Raw genomic sequence first — 15,312 nt, forward strand, 5'->3', positions numbered from 1 at the left:
AGCGGCTCACGGCATATGTCAGGCAGCGTCGAAGGTGACCAGGTCGATGCTGAGCTGGCCTTCGATGATGCTCACGGTTCGTACCGGGGGTCCGGGTAGGGGTGGGGCGGTGGATTGGTAGACGGCTCCGGTGGGGGTGGTGTATTCGGCGGTGTGTATGCCGTCGGTTTCTTGTGTGGTGACTGACCAGTCGGGTGCTTCTTTGGTGTAGCTGCAGGCTTCGCAGGTGCCGAGTCCGTTGAGGGCGCTCGTGGGGCCGCCGTGGTGTTTGGGTGTCGCGTGGTCGTGGTGGCGGATAGGGGCGTTGCAAAAGGGCGTGCGGCAGGTCTGGTCTCTGAGGTCAAGCAGGGTGGCCAGGCCTTTCGGAAAAAGCCGGGCCTGGGATTCCATGGCGACCAGCTGTCCGCTTCGGGGATGGCGGTACAGGCGCCGCAGCGTGGCTTTCACCTCGGCGGCGGTGGTGGTGTCGGTGACGAGGGTGCGGGCGAACCCGGCGGGGACGGGGCCGTAGTTGCCGACCCATGCCGGGGCGTCGTCGTCGCCGGCCAGGGTGGTGTCGGCCATCACCAGGTTCAGCTCGATCGGTACCGGCTGATCGGCGGGTCGGCCGGTGACGCGTTCGTAGACGGTATCGGCCATGATTTGTCCGCGGGTGCGCTCGTCGAAGGTGGTGTCGGCGGCGTGTTTGGCGGCGGCATACACCGCGACGCCTTGCTCGACCGGCAGCAGCACCGTCACATACGTCATGGTGTCGGGTGCGGGCCGGATGGTCACACACCGATCCTCGGCGGCCTTGGCCGAGCGTGCGACGACCGCGGCGGCGTCGAGTTTCGCGGCGATCTTCTTGGCTTCGGCCTGCACCCGGGCGTTGCCCCAGCCGTGCAGGCGGGAGGGGTCGGCGCACATTTCGGCATCCAACTGACGGCGGTGTTCGACGCTGAGGCAGGCCGATTCGCGCACGATCAGGGTGGCCCGCCAGTCCGACAACGCGCCACACTCCAGTGCGGCCAGGGTGTGGGGCATTTCGTGGACCAGGGCGTGGGCCATGCCCAGGTGGGTCCCACCGCAGACGGGGGCGTCGTGGCGGGCCAGGGCGACTTCGCTGGCCAGGCCGCGGCCGCGGCGGCTGGCGGGGATCCCGGCGGCGGTTTCGGCGGCGCGGCGTTTGGCGGCCCATAGGGCGGTGGCGCGGGCTTGTGCGGCGGCCGCTGCGGACTTCAGCCGTTCGAAGGTCTCGACCTGGGCGCGTAGCTCAGCTTCGCTCGCCTCGGCGTCCACTTCGAACATACTTTCGAACACACTCCCGATGCTACCCACCACCACCGACAAGTGCGGCTGCCATACCTACCTCGGTGCCAGGAATCCGACCGGCCCGGGGGAGATGCAGACCGACAGCGCGGCGGTGTTGGCCCGCACGAGAATTGCGTCGCCGGCACCGGGCAGGCGGACGAATACGCGGTTGAGCCCAGGCCGCACAGGCACTTTGACCTCGGGTCCTTCGGGCAGGGACATCGTCAGTGAGCCATCGCTGTTGGCGAGGTAGTTGATCTCGGCGGTCCAATCCGCAGGCAGCAGTGGGCCGTCGAGCGGCATACGCACGGGTGCATCGGGCTGGACCAGGAAGCCGCAATGTGGCGCAGGCCCTTCGGCGATGCTGCGCACCCAGGTCACCAGTGCGGGCAAGAGCTTGCCGGAGCGGTCGAACATGCGGAGTTCTGTTGTTGCTGAAGCGAATTCAGGACGAGCGCGGACGAGGGCGAACATGTGGCTGGCCAGGTTTTCCGGATATGCCACCCGTTGCAGGATCAGGGGGTCGACCTCTTGGTCCAACTGCGGTGCGGACGTCGCCATCGCGAGCCCGGCCTGCGCGTTGGCCAGGTAGGCCGGCACGGGGCTATCACGCCAGACCCGCAGGAACGTCGCGGTCGAGTAGAGGCTGCTGGCCACGAAAGTGATTGCCACGCCGACACATACGGCGGTGCGAGCCCGGGAGGCGTCGAGCGCAGGCGACACCCGGTTCGGAGCGCAGAAGCCCACCGCCGCCAGCAGGGCCAGCACCACCACGAGGTCAGGCAGGTAACGCAGGGTCTGCGCGAGCTCCAGTGCGGTGAACCGCGACGAGCGCATCAGATAGATGGGTATCTGGCAGGCAACCGCGTAGCCCAGGGCCACCACCAGCACCGGCCAGATGCGGGCTTTGCGACGAAGCACCACGGCCACCGCGGCGGCAAGAACCAGCCAGCCGAGCACCATCACGCTGACCGGGGGCGTCGCCCACGGCGACGCGGGCGCCCAGCGCTGCCACGCCCACGGCCCACCGGCCAGGCCCGGCACGATGCCGTGCGTGAACGACCGGCTCAGCAGATCCCACGTCATCGACAGGTCGAAGCTCCAGCGCTTCTGATTGACGACCAGCAGGTAGACGCCGATCCACGCGACGGTCAGCGCCAGGCACGCCGTCCACAGCCGCAACCCGCGCCGCCAGACGTCGCGGACACCGAACGACCCGGTGACATATCCCAGCAGAGCGACGACCGCGAACGCGACGAACGGGATCACAGCGGCCTTCTCGAAGAACAACAGCCCGCCGAAGTAGACCAGCGTCCCGATCACGGCGTGCCGCGGGGCCCCGGTGCGCACCAGCAGCACGGCTTCACCACACACCCAGGCCAGCGCGGCCAGCATCGGCAGCGAGTTCAGCGCCGCGGCCCACCAGGCGAACCCCGGCACGCCCAGCGGGGTGAACAGCGCGAACGTCAGCGGCACCAGCAGCACCGGCCGCCAGCCCAGGATGGCCCACAACGCCCGCAGCAGCGCCAAGGAGGCCAGGAGTTGCAGCACCACCAGGCTGATCGCGGGAAGAATCCAGTTCAGCGGTGCCAGCCGGGTGATCACGCCGGAGACCAGGAACGCGCCGGGCATCACGTGGCCGTCGTGATCGTCGAAAAGGTAGCCGGGGGACAGCAGGTTCTGGGTGCCGGCGCGGCCGACCAGGATGAGATCGTCCCAGTAGAAATAGCCACCGAAGGCCAGTACGCCACGGACCACGAGCTGCGCCACGATCAGTGCGGCTGCGGTGCGCGCGACCCGGTTCACTCTTGCCGACTGTACGGTGTCATCGTGCGAACACTGGTGACGGGCGCTGCGGGCTTTATCGGATCGACGCTGGTGGACCGGCTGCTGGCCGACGGCCACAGCGTCGTCGGTCTCGATGATCTGAGCAGCGGACGGGTCGAAAACCTGCAGGGTGCGGAGACCAGCGACGACTTCGAATTCGTGAAGGCCGACATCGTCGATGCCGATCTGGTCGCGTTGCTGGCCGAGTACCAGCCGGAGGTGGTTTTTCACCTGGCCGCGCAGATCTCGGTGAAGCGGTCGGTGGACGATCCGCAGCTCGATGCGACCGTGAACGTGGTCGGCACCGTCCGGCTCGCCGAGGCTGCGCGCAAGGCGCGCGTGCGCAAGGTGGTGCACACCTCGTCGGGCGGTTCCGTCTACGGCGTCCCGCCGACGTACCCCACCAGCGAAGAGATTCCGACGAATCCGGCTTCGCCGTACGCGGCGAGCAAGGTGGCCGGCGAGGTGTACCTCAACACGTTCCGCAATCTGTACAACCTGGACTGTTCGCACATCGCGCCGGCCAACGTCTACGGCCCGCGGCAGGATCCGCACGGCGAGGCGGGCGTGGTGGCCATCTTTGCGCAGGCCATGCTGGCGGGCAGGCCCACCAAGATCTTCGGTGATGGCACCGATACGCGTGACTACGTGTACGTCGACGATGTGGTCGACGCCTTCGTCAGGGCATCCGGCGTCGATGGCGGCGGGTTGCGGTTCAACGTCGGTACGGGCATCGAAACCTCGACGCGGCAGCTGCACACGGTGATCGCGAAAGCCGTCGGTGTCCCTGACGAGCCCGAGATGCATCCGCCGCGGTTGGGGGACCTGCGTCGCTCGAAGCTCGACATCAGCCGGGCGAAGAGCTTGCTCGGATGGGAGCCGCAGGTCGAGCTGGCGACCGGGGTGGAGCGCACCGTCGACTTTTTCCGGGTTCGGCAGAACGAGTCCACAAAAAGATTGTGAGTGCTCACTTTCTAAGCTAGCGTGACGTCATGTCCTACGACGTCATCGTTCGCAACGGTCTGTGGTTCGACGGCACGGGCGCGCCCCCGCAGGTCCGCACGCTGGGCATTCGCGACGGCATCGTCGCGACGGTGTCCGTCAAACCGCTCGACGAGACGGGTTGTCCCGACGTGATCGACGCGGCCGGCAAATGGGTCGTGCCCGGCTTCATCGACGTGCACACGCACTACGACGCCGAAGTCCTGCTCGACCCGGGCCTGCGTGAATCGGTGCGACACGGGGTCACGACGGTGCTGCTGGGCATGTGCTCGCTCTCGACCGTCTACGCGGACTCCGAGGACGCCGCCGACCTGTTCAGCCGCGTCGAGGCCGTGCCGCGCAAGTTCGTCCTCGGCGCGCTCGAACAGCACCGCACATGGTCGAATCCGAGCGAGTACATCGACGCCCTCGACAGCCTGCCGCTGGGCCCCAACATCGCCTCGATGCTGGGCCATTCCGATCTGCGGGCCTCGGTGCTCGGCCTGGACCGCGCCACCACCCGAGACGTCACCCCGACCGATGCCGAACTTGAGGCGATGGCGGCCAAGCTCGACGAGGCACTCGCCGCGGGCATGCTCGGCATGTCGGGCATGGACGCCGCGATCGACAAGCTCGACGGCGACCGGTTCCGGTCCCGGGCGCTGCCCTCGACATTCGCGACCTGGCGGGAACGCCGCAGACTCATCAAGGTGCTGCGCAAGCGCGGCCGGGTACTGCAGAGTGCGCCCAACGTCGCCAAGGCGCAGGAAGCGCTGAACTTCTTCCTGGAGAGCAGCGGCTGGTTCGGTCGTCGCCGCGGCGTGCGGGTCAGCCTGCTGGTCTCGGCAGACGCCAAATCTTCGCCGGGCGCAGTGCATGTGCTCGGGCCGGGGACACGACTGCTCAACCGGATCCTGGATGCCAAGGTGCGGTTCCAGCACCTGCCGGTGCCGTTCGAATTGTATTCGGACGGAATCGATCTGCCGGTGTTCGAGGAGTTCGGTGCGGGCACTGCGGCACTGCATCTGCGTGATCAGCTGGACCGCAACAAGCTGCTGGCCGACCCGGAGTACCGCCGCCGGTTCCGCAGGTCGTTCGACCGCCGCAAGCTCGGTCCGACGTTGTGGCACCGCGATTTCCACGACGCCACCATCGTCGAATGCCCCGACAAGACGTTGATCGGCAAGTCGTTCGGGCAGATCGCCGATGAGCGGGGTATCCATCCGCTCGACGCGTTCCTCGACGTGCTCGTCGAGAATGGTGAGCGCAATGTCCGGTGGACCACCATCGTGGCCAACGCCCGGCCCAAGCAACTCGACAAGCTGGCCAAGGAGCCCTCGGTGCACATGGGCTTCTCGGATGCCGGTGCGCACCTGCGGAACATGGCGTTCTACAACTACCCGCTGCGGTTGCTCAAGCGAGTTCGTGACGCCCAGTTGGCCGGTCGACCGTTCCTCACCACGACGCATGCCGTGCACCGGCTGACCTCCGAGGTCGCCGATTGGTTCGGTGTGGATGCAGGCACCCTGCGGCAAGGTGAGCGTGCCGACTTCGTGGTGATCGATCCGGCCGGTCTCAACGACCAGGTCGACGCGTACCACGAGGATTCGGTGCCGTTCTACGGCGGCCTGAGCCGGATGGTGAACCGCAACGACGACGCGGTCGTCGCGACAGCCGTCAACGGTGCCGTGGTGTACCGCAACGGGCAGTTCCGTGATGGCTACGGCGCCACGGTCAAGTCCGGTCGCTACCTGCGCGCTCGCGGCGCCGAACGACCTGTGGCACAAGCAGTTTGAGATGGCGAGAACCCAGCAGCAACGTCGTGAGGAGACCGTTGCCCGGCTGCTCGACGCCGGCATCGACACCATCGTCGAAGTGGGGTACGCACGGGCATCGGCTTCGGTGATCGCGCGGCGGGCCAACGTCTCCGACGGCGCGTTGTTCCGGCACTTTCCGACCATGACTGACTTCATGGCGGCGACCGCCCACGAGGTGGCGCGCAGGCAGTTGGAGTTGGGCAGCAAGCTCGTCGCGCAGATCCCGGCCGAGCAGCCGCCGCTGCACGCGGTGCTGACGATTCTGCGGGACATCGCGGGCAGCGACACCAACACCGTGTGGCACGAGCTGATGGTGGCCGCCCGCACCGACGAAAAGCTGCGGGCCACATTGCAAACGGTGCTCGCCGAGTACGTCGAGAACATCTACGAAACCGCCAAGAGCGCCCCGGGCGCCGAGCAGATCCCCGAGGATGCGCTGGCCGTGGTGCTCGCTGTCGTGCTCAATACCTTCGACGGCGCTGCCATCGTGCGCCGCGTGCTGCCGCAGCCCGAGCTCGAGGACGCCCGGATCGATCTGCTGGCGGAGCTGTTCAGTCGTCGTTAGGCACGCGCGCGTTTTGCAGGGCGACCGAGCGGGCCAGCCTGGCGTATTTGAGTTCGAGGTCTTTGAAGCGCAGGTACGCCGAGAGCGTGACGAAGACGAACGCGATGATCAGTACGTACTCCATGAGGTCCGTACCGCGTTTGACGCCAAGCCAATTCGCGACGACGGTGGTGTCGTCGGGCCGCAGGATCGCGTAGATGCCGGCCACCACGAACAGCACGAAACCGACCTTGACCCAGGCCTTGGACCGGGCACTGCGGCGCGAGTTCAGCAGATACATCAGCAGCGCGAGCACTGAGACGATCAGCAGTGCCTGAATCCAGTTCACCGGGACAACCTCCTGCGTAACAGCCCGTCGAAGACAATGTTGACCCCGTTGAGCAACGGCTGCCCCTTCGACTTCGAGTAGTCGGTGTAGAGAATCTCGACCGGCTCTTCGGCCACCCGCCACTGGTTTTCGTGGGCCAATGCGATGAACTCGCCTGCGTGGCTCATACCGCTCATCGTCAGGTTGAGCGAATCGGCCACTTTGCGATCGAACACCCGCAATCCGTTGTGTGCGTCGGTCAGGCCGAGTGCCCGGCTCTGGGGGCTCAGAAATGCCGCCGCGCGCAGGATGATCCGCTTGAGCGGCGGGGTGTGGGTGACCGCACCGGCGAAGCGGGTTCCGATGACCAGGTCGACATCGTCGGCGCTGAGCCGGTCGATCATCCGCACGACGTCCTTGACCTGGTGCTGACCGTCGGCGTCGAACGTCACGAACACCGCGGCACCGGGCTGGCGGCGGGCGTACTCCACCCCGGTCTGGATGGCGGCCCCCTGGCCCAGGTTCACCGGGTGCGGTACGACGTGCGCGCCCGCGGCGAAGGCCTGTTCGGCGGTGTCGTCGCGGCTGCCGTCGTCAACACAGACCACGTGAGGGAAAACGGAGCGAACGTCGGAGATGACGTCGCCGATGATGGTCGCCTCGTTGAAGGCGGGAATGACGATCCAGACGTCGTGGTAGCGCGTGTCGATGGGCACCAAACTACTACTCCTGCCCTGCCGATGCCCGGCCCAGCGCCACCAGATGCACGGCGATTCCTACCAGCGGTGCACAGAGCAGCGCGATCACGGTGCGGGTTTCCAGCCCGACAGGCAGCAGCAGCAGGGCCACCGCCGCCACCGTCGCGATGATCCAGCCCGCCGCGTAGGCCCGGTGCAGCGCCGCCGCGACGGCCGCCGCGCCGGTCAGCGTCAGCATCGCGATCGCGACGGCGCCCGCGGTCAACCAGGCCAGCAGCGCGCCGCCTGCGCGGTACTCGGGCCCGAACGCCACCTGCAGCAGCCAGGGGCCGAGGAGCCCCGCGGCCAGCACCCCGACCGCGCCCAGCCCCCCGACCACGGCGGCAGGCGCCAGCAGGGCCCGCAGCCGCGCGCTTCGCTGGTCAACGAAGTGCGCGATCAGATTGCCCTGCATCGCCGTCAGCGGCACCAGCAGCGGGGCCCGCGTCAGCGTCACCGCCAGGATCACCACGCCGCCGGCCGCACCGAGGTCCGCCGAGGTGGCCTTGAGCAGCACCGGGAAGCCCATCACCAGGATCGCGCTGGCACCCGCGGCGGCGATGGAGTGCGCGGCGCCCCGCAGGAACGTCCCGGGGCCGCCCGCCGTCACGAGTTCGGCCACGAGTCGGGTGGCGGGCGAGGCGATCAGCAGAATCAGCCACGCCACCGCGCCTGCCACGGTGGCCCACAGGAAACCGACCAGTTGCCAGCCCAGCGCCACGGTGGCCGCCGCGACGGCGACGCGGATGACGGCGTCGGTCACCATCAGCGCGCCGTACTGCGACCAGCGGTTCACCCCGGCGAGCATGCCCAGCAGCGTCGCGTGCATGCAGAACCCGGCGAGGCCCGCGCTGAGCAGCGCGACACTGAGGATGGGCGATTCGACGAACACGTGCGGCGCCCACAGCGGCGAGGTGCCTGCGATCACCAAGGCCGCGACGAGACCCACCAGCGCGGCCACCCGCAGGGGATGGGTGCGGGGACCCGGCCCGACGTAGGGGTTGACCGATACGGCCCGCACCTCGCGGGTGGCCTCCTGCAGCAGACCGTTGGCGGCTCCGGTGACCAGACCGAACGCGCCCCAGAACACGCTGAACACCGAGAAGCCCGCCGGTTCGAGAGCCCTGGCGGCCAGGTACAGCACGGCGTAGCCGCACAGCGCGGTGATGGCGGTCGCCGCCCCGACCGTGGCGACACTGCTGCGCGTGACCGGGCCTGGCGATGAGCCGCTTGCACGAAGAGGATCAAATGGCGATGAGCCGGTACCGCCGCCGTCGGTCACAGCGGTGGCAGGGCTTTCGAATACAGCCAGGCCTGCCACAGTGGCTGCAGCGACTCGTCGGTGTAGCGCGCGGCCAGCCCGGTGAAGTCGTCGGTGAACGCGGTGCTGTGCCGGTACTTCGTCGTCCAATCCTGCAGCAGCGCAAAGAAATTCTTGTCACCGATGCGGGTGCGCAGCACGTGCAGCGTCAATGCGCCGCGCTTGTACACGCGGTCGTCGAACATGTCTTCGGGGCCTGGATCGGACAACAGCAGATTCTGGGGCAGGTCCGCGAGCTTGCGGTGGTAGCGACTGGCCCACTCGGCAGCGCTCGGCCCGCCGCTGTTCTCCGACCACAACCATTCGGCGTAGCAGGCGAAGCCCTCGTGCAGCCAGATGTCGCGCCAGTGCCGCGCGGTCACCGAATTGCCGAACCACTGGTGGGCCAGCTCGTGGGCGATGAGCCGTTCGGCACCGCGGTGCCCGTCGCAGTGGTTGGCGCCGAAGATCGAAATACCTTGGGCCTCAAGGGGGATTTCCAGGTCGTCGTCGGTGACCACCACGGTGTAGCCGGTGGCGAGCGGATACGGCCCGAACAGTTTGACGAACAACTTCATCATCTGCGGCTGCCGGTCGAAGTCGTGGTCGAAGTCGCGTTTGAGCCGCGCCGGCAGCACAGCGTGCATCGGTACCGGGGACTTCGCCAGTCGGTGACGCTCGTACATGCCGATCTGCAGGGTCATCAGGTAGCTCGACGTCGGCTCGGCCTGCTCGTAGGTCCACACGGTGTGCCCGGCCCGCACCCTGCGAGAAACCAACTCGCCGTTGGCGATCGCGTAGTAGGGGCTGTCGGTGCTGATCTCGACGCGGTAGCTGGCCTTGGCGCTGGGATGGTCGTCGCACGGGAACCAGGTCGCGGCGCCGTTTGGCTGCCCGGCGACCAGGGCGCCATTGGAGAGTTCCTCGAATCCGACTTCGCCCCAATAGGTGTCGATGGGCCGCGGGTTGCCGCTGTAGCGGACCAGCACGGTCATCGCAGCGCCCGCGGGCAGCGGTGCGGACAACGTGATGAGCAGCTTTCCGTTGGAACATCGGAACTGGGCGGGCCTGCGGCCGTTCACCGAAACCCTCGACACGTTCATGGTGTTCGCGAGATCAAGGGTGAACGTGCGCAACTGGGCGAGTGTGACGGCGGTGATGGTGGCCGACCCGGCCAGCCGATTGGCCGACACCTTGTACTCGAGTTCGAGTTCGTAGCGCGACACCCGGTAGCCGAAGTTGCCGTTGCCCGGCAGGTACGGGTCGATGACGGGTGCGGGGGATGCCTTCTTGGCGGCTTTCTTGGCCGCCTTGGCGACTGCCTTGTCGGATCGCGTCACGCGGCGGTGTCCTCGGGGCTCTTGGACCCTTTGTCAGCCGTGCCGCCGCGCTTCTTGCCGAACAGGTTCCACGGCGCGATCGGGTTGCCCTGCCAGCGCGTCGACGCAGGAACCTCGTCTCCGCGCATCACCAGCGAGCCGGGGCCCACCGTGGCCCCGGCACCCAGCCGGGCCGCGGGCAGCGCCACGCAGTGCGGGCCGAGCGTCGCACCGTCTTCCAGCACCACACTGTCCAACCGCATGATGCGGTCGTGGAACAGGTGGGTCTGCACCACGCAGCCCCGGTTGACCGTGGCCGCGGTGCCCAGCGTGACCAGATCCGCCTCCGGCAGCCAATAGGTTTCGCACCACACGCCGTGTCCGATCGAGGCGCCGAGCCCGCGCAGCCACAGGTTCATGACGGGGGTGCCGCTGGCGGCGCGCGCGAACCACGGCGCCGCCACGGTTTCGACGAAGGTGTCCGAGACCTCGTTGCGCCACACGAACGACGACCACAGCGGGTGTTCGACGGCACGTATCCGCCCGATCACCAACCATTTCGCCACTACGGCGATGGCACCCGCGAGCGCGCCCGCGGCCAGCAGCACCAGACCGCTGGCCAGCGCGGTCCACAGGTAGCCGATGCGGATGGCCGAGGCCTGAAGGGCGCCGAGCACCGCGACCCCGATCGCGAACGTCACGATCACCGGGATGATGCGGCATGTCTCGACGGTGCCGCGCATGATCTTGAGGCGGTTCGACGGGTGGAACGTGCGCAACGCGTCGGCCGCAGTGGGATTGCGGCGCAACCGGACCGGTGGGCTGCCGAGCCACGACGATCCGGCCTTGGCCTTGTGCGGGGCGGCCGAGAGCACCGCGACCAGACCGTCGTCGGGCACTTTGCGGCCAGGCTGGGTGATGCCCGAGTTGCCGAGGAATGCGCGTTTGCCGATCGTGGCCTTCGCGACGTGGATCCAGCCGCCGCCGAGTTCGTAGGAGGCCACCATGGTGTCGTCGGCCAGGAACGCACCGTCCTGCACCTCGGTGAACTTCGGGGTGAACAGCGCTGTGGAGATCTCGGTGCCCTTGCCGACTTTCGCGCCGAGCAGTCGCAACCACCACGGTGTCAGCAGGCTGGCGTAGATGGGGAACAGGTAGTTGCGGGCCGCGTCCATCAGCCGTTCCGTGGCCCACAGCTGCCAACCCACGCGGCTGCGCACCGGGTGATAGCCCTCGGACAGGCGCAGTGACAGCAGTCGCACGCCGATCACGGTCAGCCCGGCATAGACGACCATCGCGACCATCGCGGCGACCGGCGTCCACGCCAGGGCAGGCAGGATCGCCTCCTTGGGGGATGCCGTTCCGCGCACGCCCCAGCCGACCACGGCGAGCCCGACGCCGAGTGCGGCCAGCGGCAGGCTACCCAGCAATACCGAGGTCACGCCGTAGACCGCCACCCACACCGGGGCGCGGCCCGGCCGGTGGTCGGGCCATGGATGACGGGCCTTGCCGGACTTCACCGCAGGCGAGCCCTTCCAGAACTGGCCGTTCTTCACCTTGCCGACCACTGCAGAACCGGGGGCCACATCGGCGTTCTTCCCGACCGTGGCCCCGGGCAGCAGCGTGGTGCGCGCGCCGATGGTGGCGTCGTTGCCGATCGACACCGGCCCGACGTGGAAGAGATCGCCGTCGATCCAGTGCCCGGTGAGGTCCACCTCGGGTTCGACGGAAGCGCGGTGGCCGATCTTGAGCATGCCGGTCACCGGCGGAGCAGAGTGCAGGTCGACGCCCTTGCCGACGCTGTTGCCCAGCGCCCGCGCGTAATAGACCATCCACGGCGCGCCTGCCAGGTTCTCCGCGCCGCTGGCATCGGCCAGCCGCTCCGCGATCCAGACCCGCAGGTGCACCGCGCCGCCACGGCGGTAGGTGCCCGGCTCCAGCCCGGACAGCAGCATCCGCGCGAACAGCACCGCGATGCCCATGCGGCCGACGGGCGTGATGAAGATCAGGAAGCCGGCCAGCAGCCACCACCAGTTCACGGGCGTGGCCCACGGCACGATTCCCGCTGCCGCGGCGATGTTGTTCAGCAGTGCCAGCCACACCACCCACTGCACACCGGTCAGCGTGGCCAACGGCAGGGACAACGCCACCTGAGCGGCCTGGGTGAGCCACGGCGTCGGTTTCACCACGCGGGTTTCCACCTGCGGAGGCGGCTTGAGTTCGTCGAGGTAGCCGGCGAGCGAACCGAGCCGTGGGTGGTCGTACAGGTCGGCGACGGTCACCTGTGGGTACTTCTGCCGCAGTGCGGCCACCAGCTGGGCGGCGGACAACGAGCCGCCGCCGAGCGCGATGAAATCGGCCTCCGGGCCGTCGACGGCGGTGCCGAGAACGTCGCGCCACAGCCCGGCCAGCCAACCCAGGGTGCCGCCGAGTTCGGGGGCGTCCTGCTCGGTCTCGCCGGGTGGCGGCCAGGGCAGTGCGTTGCGGTCCACCTTGCCCGACGTGCGGGTCGGCAAGTCGTCGAGCAGCACCAGCCGGGGCACCAGCGCGGCCGGCAGGGCCTCCGACAGCGCGGTCCTGGCGGCGGCGAGGTCGAAGTCCGGATCGGCGCTGGCGATGTAGCCGACCAGCAGCGGGGTGCCGCTGGCGGTCTTGCGGACCGCCGCCGCGCCGCCGCTGACGCCGGGCAGGTTGACCAGCGCGTTGTCGACCTCGCCGAGCTCGATGCGCCTGCCGCCGACCTTGACCTGATCGTCGGCCCGGCCCTGGAAGTAGAGGCCGTCCGGTTCCAGACGCACCAGGTCACCGCTGCGGTAGGCCCGGCTCCAGCCCAGCGTCGGCATGGCCGCGTACTTCTCGGCGTCCTTCTCCGGGTCCAGGTACCGGGCCAGCCCCACGCCGCCGATCACCAGTTCGCCGACCTCGCCGAACGCGACCTGCTGGCCCTTGGCGTCCACGACCGCCAGATCCCAACCGGGCAGCGGCAGACCGATGCTGACGGGCCCTTGCCCGTCCAGCTTGGCTCCGCACGCCACGACGGTGGCCTCGGTGGGCCCGTAGGTGTTCCACAGCTCGCGCCCGTCCACTGCGAGACGCTGCGCGAGCTCGGGTGGGCACGCCTCACCGCCGAAGATGAGCAGTCGCACGGCCTCCAGTGCCTCGGCGGGCCACAGCGCCGCCAGCGTCGGCACCGTCGACACGACGGTGATGTCGCGGCTCACCAGCCACGGGCCCAGATCCATACCGCTGCGCACCAGCGATCGGGGCGCCGGGACCAGGCAGGCCCCGTGCCGCCAGGCCAGCCACATCTCCTCGCACGACGCGTCGAACGCCACCGACAAACCGGCCAACACCCGGTCTCCAGGTCCGATTGGGTTGTCCTGCAGGAACATTCGTGCTTCAGCGTCGACGAACGCGGCCGCGCTGCGGTGCGTCACCGCCACACCCTTGGGTGTTCCCGTCGATCCGGAGGTGAAGATGATCCAGGCGTCGTCACGGACCAGCGGCGCCGCCGCACGCCAGCCCCGCGATGATCCGGGGCCCCGCACCAGGCCGGCCTCGGTGATCACGCCCACGACGTTGGCCTCGCCGAAAACCAGCTGGGCGCGTTCGTCGGGATCGTCGGCGTCCACCGGGACGTAGGCCGCGCCGGCGGCCAGGGTCGCCAGGATCGCGACGTAGAGCGCGTAGGTGCCCGAGGGCATCCGGATCCCGATCCGGTCGCCGCGGCCGATGCCGCGCGCCGCGAGCCAGGCGACGCTGTCTTCGACGTCGGTGATCAGTTCGGCGTAGGTGAGTTGCACCGACCCGTCGTCGAGCGCGGGCGCGTCGGGGAATCTGCGCGCGGTGTCGCGCAGGATGTCCACCAGCGTCCGCGGCTCGGGCGCCGCAGAGGACAGCACGTATTGCGCAGGGATCGCGTGCTCGGCGTGTGCTTCATCCGCAGCTGTCACGAGTACAAACTACTAAGCCGCGGTCCCGGTGGGCGGATCAAGCGCACGGCGTGGCACACTTGTCGGCGGAGGGGAGTATTCCTTCGCCGCAGTGTCGTCATCACATCGGCTGACATGAAGCCGATCGGTGCTGCGGGCCCGGCCGTAAGGCGGGTGGAAGAGACCTCCGGCGTTTTGTGACGGCCGGAGGATTCCTGATGCATGTAACCCAGCTCGAGTGGATTGTCACGCTGACCGTGACGATCGCTGTGCTCTTGTTCGACGTCGTGGTGATCGGCCGCAGGCCCCACGAGCCGACGACCCGCGAAACTGCGACGTACCTGTCGGTCTACGTCGGCTTGGCAGTGGCCTTCGGGGTGTGGGTGTGGTCCTTCCACGGCAGCCAGTTCGGGCTGGAGTTCTTCGCCGGGTGGCTCACCGAATACAGCCTGTCGGTGGACAACCTGTTCATCTTCCTGATCATCATGGCCAGCTTCAAAGTGCCCAGGATCTATCAGCAGCAGGCACTGCTCGTCGGCATCATCCTGGCGCTGATCTTCCGCGGCATCTTCATAGCGCTCGGTGCGGTCGCCATCGAGCAGTTCTCCTGGGTGTTCTACATCTTCGGGGCGTTCCTGCTGTACACCGCGATCAACCTGGTGCGCGACACCGAGCACGACGACGACGCCGACAACTTCGTGGTGCGGTTCGCGCAGCGGCACCTGCGGACCACGGACCGCTGGGACGGGCTGAGGTTGTGGGTCAACGAGAACGGGTCTCGGCTGATGACGCCGATGTTCCTGGTGATCGTCGCGCTGGGCACCACCGACCTGCTGTTCGCGCTGGATTCGATTCCCGCGATCTACGGTCTCACGCAACAGCCCTACCTGGTGTTCACCGCCAACGTGTTCGCGTTGATGGGCTTGCGCCAGCTGTACTTCCTGCTCGGCGATCTGCTCAAGCGCTTGGTGTACCTGTCGCAGGGCTTGGCCGTCATTCTCTTCTTCATCGGCGTGAAGCTCGTGCTGCACGCCTTGCACGAGAACGAGTTGCCGTTCATCAACGGCGGTGAGCCCGTGCCGGTGCCGGACATCCCCACGCTGGTCAGTCTCGGCGTGATCGTCGTGACCCTGGCGATAACCACGGTGGCGAGCCTCTACAAGACCCGGGTGCGTGACGCCCGGTAGTGTCGAGGAGTTGTCACTAAAGCAAATGGTCGGCGCGACCTGGGTGACCT

Annotated in this window: 11 protein-coding genes; 4 read left to right on the top strand and 7 right to left on the bottom strand. The window is 68.1% G+C overall.

Annotated features, from left to right (window positions below; translation table 11 throughout):
• Positions 1-18 precede the first annotated feature (18 nt).
• Both A5784_RS25135 and A5784_RS25140 read right to left on the bottom strand, forming a co-directional pair.
• Positions 19-1,299 (bottom strand): 13E12 repeat family protein, encoded by a 1,281-nt coding sequence (locus tag A5784_RS25135; protein WP_064947794.1) that lies wholly within the window; start codon positions 1,297-1,299, stop codon positions 19-21.
• A gap of 45 nt (positions 1,300-1,344) precedes the next feature.
• Positions 1,345-3,096, bottom strand: a complete 1,752-nt coding sequence (locus tag A5784_RS25140) for a hypothetical protein (protein WP_064947584.1) — start codon at positions 3,094-3,096, stop codon at positions 1,345-1,347.
• A 24-nt stretch (positions 3,097-3,120) separates the two neighbouring features.
• On the opposite strand from A5784_RS25140, the gene A5784_RS25145 reads away from it, so the two are divergent.
• Genes A5784_RS25145 through A5784_RS25155 form a run of 3 tightly spaced genes read left to right on the top strand, consistent with a single transcriptional unit; the run spans position 3,121 to position 6,480 of the window.
• Positions 3,121-4,080, top strand: a complete 960-nt coding sequence (locus A5784_RS25145; protein WP_064947585.1) for a GDP-mannose 4,6-dehydratase — start codon at positions 3,121-3,123, stop codon at positions 4,078-4,080.
• Positions 4,081-4,109: 29 nt separating this feature from the next.
• Complete coding sequence (locus A5784_RS25150) at positions 4,110-5,894, top strand: N-acyl-D-amino-acid deacylase family protein (protein WP_064947586.1); 1,785 nt, start codon at positions 4,110-4,112, stop codon at positions 5,892-5,894.
• Position 5,895: 1 nt separating this feature from the next.
• A complete protein-coding gene (locus tag A5784_RS25155; RefSeq protein ID WP_064947587.1) occupies positions 5,896-6,480 on the top strand; it encodes a TetR/AcrR family transcriptional regulator in 585 nt (194 codons plus the stop codon).
• Here A5784_RS25155 and A5784_RS25160 read toward each other — a convergent pair.
• Genes A5784_RS25160 through A5784_RS25180 form a run of 5 tightly spaced genes read right to left on the bottom strand, consistent with a single transcriptional unit; the run spans position 6,467 to position 14,096 of the window.
• Positions 6,467-6,808 (bottom strand): DUF2304 domain-containing protein, encoded by a 342-nt coding sequence (locus tag A5784_RS25160; protein ID WP_064947588.1) that lies wholly within the window; start codon positions 6,806-6,808, stop codon positions 6,467-6,469. The genes A5784_RS25155 and A5784_RS25160 overlap by 14 nt on opposite strands.
• Positions 6,805-7,503 carry a polyprenyl-phospho-N-acetylgalactosaminyl synthase PpgS gene (gene ppgS, locus A5784_RS25165; RefSeq protein ID WP_064947589.1) on the bottom strand — a complete coding sequence of 233 codons (699 nt, stop codon included), beginning with the start codon at positions 7,501-7,503 and terminating at the stop codon, positions 6,805-6,807. Before ppgS ends, A5784_RS25160 begins: the two co-directional genes overlap by 4 nt.
• A 7-nt stretch (positions 7,504-7,510) precedes the next feature.
• Positions 7,511-8,806 carry a hypothetical protein gene (locus A5784_RS25170; protein ID WP_064947590.1) on the bottom strand — a complete coding sequence of 432 codons (1,296 nt, stop codon included), beginning with the start codon at positions 8,804-8,806 and terminating at the stop codon, positions 7,511-7,513.
• Positions 8,803-10,164, bottom strand: a complete 1,362-nt coding sequence (locus A5784_RS25175) for a M1 family metallopeptidase (RefSeq protein ID WP_064947591.1) — start codon at positions 10,162-10,164, stop codon at positions 8,803-8,805. Before A5784_RS25175 ends, A5784_RS25170 begins: the two co-directional genes overlap by 4 nt.
• Positions 10,161-14,096: a Pls/PosA family non-ribosomal peptide synthetase gene (locus A5784_RS25180; RefSeq protein WP_064947592.1), complete on the bottom strand. Its 3,936-nt coding sequence runs from the start codon at positions 14,094-14,096 to the stop codon at positions 10,161-10,163. The genes A5784_RS25175 and A5784_RS25180 overlap by 4 nt, the downstream gene beginning before the upstream one ends.
• 197 nt (positions 14,097-14,293) lie before the next feature.
• On the opposite strand from A5784_RS25180, the gene A5784_RS25185 reads away from it, so the two are divergent.
• The gene (locus A5784_RS25185) at positions 14,294-15,262 is read left to right on the top strand and encodes a TerC family protein (RefSeq protein WP_064947593.1); all 969 of its coding nucleotides are present in this window, start codon (positions 14,294-14,296) and stop codon (positions 15,260-15,262) included.
• Positions 15,263-15,312 lie beyond the last annotated feature (50 nt).

Source organism: Mycobacterium sp. 852013-50091_SCH5140682 (assembly GCF_001665685.1).
Classification (GTDB): domain Bacteria; phylum Actinomycetota; class Actinomycetes; order Mycobacteriales; family Mycobacteriaceae; genus Mycobacterium.